Source organism: Polaromonas sp. P1_E3, from assembly GCF_056405935.1.
Genome location: NZ_JBFUBD010000299.1, coordinates 1 through 3,399 on the forward strand (window position 1 = coordinate 1; position 3,399 = coordinate 3,399).

The following is a 3,399-nucleotide window of genomic DNA, read 5'->3' on the forward strand; positions in this document are numbered from 1 at the left end:
TCCGGCTTCGCCGGCCCGAGGCGCCGCCCCCTCGAGGGGGGAACAGGCTACACGCAGTGAGACTGGACGGGGGTGGGTGTCTTGTCAGGGCGCCCCAAACCCAAACCGCCGAAACACCTCCTGCGCTTCCGGCGTCAACAAGTAAGCAGCAAATTGCGCAGCCGCAGCATCGCCGCTTCTCGCTGTCAAACCGTAAGCAGCACTCACCTGCAGGGCGGGCGGCATCTGCACGACGTTCATGCGCGGCACTTCTTTGCGAACCGCCACAGCATTGGTGCAATAGGTCAGGAACAGGTCGGCGCGGCCCTCCGTGATCAGCCACTCGTACGTGCTCCGGCCCGGCGGAGGCTGGGGCGCTTCAGCCGAGCCGGTGAGTTTGAGCGCCTTGGCATCCAGTGCCGTGTAAGCACCAGGCTTGAGTGCTTCCGCTTTGCGGAACACTTCCCACGCATAGTCGCCAGACGGGTCTGCCTTGGGCGTGGAAGTGCCGAGCTTGATGGCGGGATCCAGCATCAGGTCGAGCAACTTGCCGGGTTCGGCATTGAGCTGGGGCACGGCCAGCGCACACAGCTGGTTGCGCACGAAGAGCGCGGGTTGCGCCCATGCACTGCCCATTGCGGAATAGAGGCGCTGGGGATGCTGCGTATCGGCCGATGCAAACACCTGCGCCGGCTCGCCTTTCTCGATGCGTTCGCGCAGCAAGCCAGAGGCGCCAAAGGTGAGCTGGGTTTTCACACCCGTGCGGGTTTCATAGGCACGGGCCGCCTCGGTGAGCGCCTCACGCAGACTGCCCGCGGCGTAAACGCGCAGCGGCGCAACGGCTTCAGCAGATGCCGCGGGTGATTGGGCATGCGCCATGGTCAGGCCTCCTGAGAAAACAACCAGCGCAGCAGCAATCCATGCCAGCAGGGGCCGCGGAACCGGCTTCGCCGGGCCACAGGCGCCGTCCCCTTGAGGGGGGAACAAGCTACACGCAGTGAGCCTGGACAGGGGGGAACTCATTTGGTTGCGTTTGGGAAGAACAATTGCTCACCGCCTATCTTGTAGCCGGCGATCACGTTCTGGCCTGCGGGCGAAATCACCCAGTCCACAAATTTCTGCGCTTCCGCCACCTTGGTCTGGGGATGTTTGGCGGGGTTCACCACCATCACGCCGTACTGGTTGAACAGCCGCGTGTCGCCTTCCACCAGCACGGCCAGGTCGCCGCGGTTCTTGAACGAGAGCCAGGTGCCGCGGTCGGCCAGCACATAACCGCCGCTGCTGGCTGCAATATTGRGGGCCGGGCCCATGCCGCAGCCGCAGGCCTTGTAATTGGCAAAGGCGGGCTTGTCGGCCGGGGTTTCAACGCCTGCAGCTTTCCAGTAGCGAAGCTCGGCGGCGTGGGTGCCGCTCTTGTCGCCTCGCGAGACGAAGTTGGCATTCGCCGCACTGAGCTTTTTCAGTGCTTCGACAATGTCCTTGCCCCTGGTTTTGGCTGGATCAGCTGCGGGCCCGACCAGCACAAAGTCGTTGTACATGACAGGAAAGCGCTTGATGGCAAAACCCTCGGCCACGACTTTTTCTTCTGCCACCTGGTCATGCACAAAGAGCACATCGGCGTCGCCCCGCCGGCCCATGTCGATGGCCTGGCCAGTGCCCACGGCCACCACTTTCACATCGATGCCCGTGGCTTTTTTGAACTCCGGCAGCAAGTAGGGAAACAGGCCCGATTGCTCGGTCGAGGTCGTGGATGCCATCACGATGGTATTTGTCTGCGCTATCGAAAAAGTAGCGCTCAGCGCAAGCGGGACAAGCGCCGCAGCCCTGATCACTTTCAACACACGCATCGCCCTGCTCAAACTGTTCATGCAAGCTCTCCTTTTAAAAATGCTTCGGCCGCCGCGGGGACGGGGCCATTGAAAAAATCCGCGGTGGGCAGGTCGGCCACCAGCCGGCCGTGCTCAAGGTAAATCACCCGGCTGGCCAGACGCTTGACCTGCCCCAGGTTGTGGCTGCTGAAAATGAGCGTCATGCCGGCATCGGCAAACTCCGCCATCAGGCGCTCCACCTCGCGCTTGGCCGTGGGATCCAGGCTGGCCGTAGGCTCGTCAAGCAGCAGGACCTGCGGCTTGAGCGCCCAGGCGCGCGCCAGCGCCACACGCTGCTGCTGCCCTCCGGACAAAGCCTTGGCATTGCGTGTGGCCAGGTCTTCCAGCCCCACGCGTTCCAGGKCCGTCAGCGCATGGACTTTGGCCTCTTTCCAGCGCACGCCACCCAGCCACAGTCCCAACGCTACGTTGTTCAGCACGCTCGCGCGCAACATGTAGGGCCGCTGGAACAGCATGGCCTGCCGCAGCTGCACATCGTGCTGGAAGCTGCCGGCGGAAGGCCGGACCAGGCCGTTCAAGGTTCGCAGCAGCGTGCTTTTTCCGCTGCCGTTGGCTCCCACCAGCGCGAGTCTTTCGCCGGCCGTAATGCGCAGGCTGCAGCCGTTGAGCGCGTGGACCTGGCCGAACTGCACACCGATGGCGTGCAGGTTGAAAACCTGCGTCATGGCTGGGCACCCCCGGCGGCCAGCGACACATCCGGCAGGCGGTCGTCGAACTGCTCGCGCCAGCGGCGCACCAGCGCAATCAGGATGTTGAGCAGCAGCACCACTCCCAGCAGCACCATGCCCAGCGCGAGCGCCAGCGGCAGGTCGCCCTTGCTGGTTTCCAGCGCAATCGAAGTCGTCATCACACGCGTGAAGCCATCGATGTTGCCGCCCACCACCATCACGGCGCCGACCTCCGAGATGGCCCGGCCGAACGCGGCGATCAGCACCGTCAGCAGCGCGTACCGCTCGTCCCACAAAAGAACAAGGCCGCGCACGAAGCGCCCCGCACCCAGCGACTGAAACTGCTCGCCGTGACTGCGGTCTGCGTCTTCAATGGTCTGGCGAACCAGGGCCGTGACGACCGGCAGCACCAGCACGGCCTGCGCCAGCACCATGGCCTTGAAGGAAAACAGCCAGCCCAGGAAACCGAGGGGGCCGGTTCGCGAGAGCAACAGGTACACCACCAGCCCGACCACCACCGACGGAAGGGCCAGCGCCGTATTGAGAAAGGCCAACACTGCCCCCCGGCCGCGAAAGCGCGACACACCCAGCCACGCACCGAGCAGCAGGCCGCCGCTGCAGGCAATGAGACAGGCGCAGGCACTCACGGCCAATGAACGGGCCACGATGCTGGCCAGCATGGGATCGAGCGAGGTGATGAGCGTGAATGCCGTGGCGGCGCTGTCTGAGAAGGTGTTCATGTGGAAGATCTGCGGGGCACTGGTACTGCAACCCGGAAGTATCGAAACATGAAAGCGCGTCTTCGCACCCATGGCAGCGTTGCAATCCTTGCGAAGGCGTATAGCCTTCGCTGCGGCTTGCGC

The 3,399-nt window shown here is 64.1% G+C and carries 4 protein-coding genes; all 4 read right to left on the reverse strand.

Annotated features, from left to right (window positions below; all coding sequences use genetic code 11):
- Positions 1 to 84: 84 nt before the first annotated feature.
- Complete coding sequence (locus AC1D0Z_RS18130; RefSeq protein WP_477659592.1) at positions 85 to 858, reverse strand: molybdate ABC transporter substrate-binding protein; 774 nt, start codon at positions 856 to 858, stop codon at positions 85 to 87.
- A 140-nt stretch (positions 859 to 998) separates the two neighbouring features.
- Positions 999 to 1,847: an ABC transporter substrate-binding protein gene (locus AC1D0Z_RS18135; protein ID WP_477659593.1), complete on the reverse strand. Its 849-nt coding sequence runs from the start codon at positions 1,845 to 1,847 to the stop codon at positions 999 to 1,001.
- The gene (locus AC1D0Z_RS18140; RefSeq protein ID WP_477659594.1) at positions 1,844 to 2,533 is read right to left on the reverse strand and encodes an ABC transporter ATP-binding protein; all 690 of its coding nucleotides are present in this window, start codon (positions 2,531 to 2,533) and stop codon (positions 1,844 to 1,846) included. The genes AC1D0Z_RS18135 and AC1D0Z_RS18140 overlap by 4 nt, the downstream gene beginning before the upstream one ends.
- Complete coding sequence (locus AC1D0Z_RS18145; protein WP_477659595.1) at positions 2,530 to 3,276, reverse strand: ABC transporter permease; 747 nt, start codon at positions 3,274 to 3,276, stop codon at positions 2,530 to 2,532. The genes AC1D0Z_RS18140 and AC1D0Z_RS18145 overlap by 4 nt, the downstream gene beginning before the upstream one ends.
- Positions 3,277 to 3,399 lie beyond the last annotated feature (123 nt).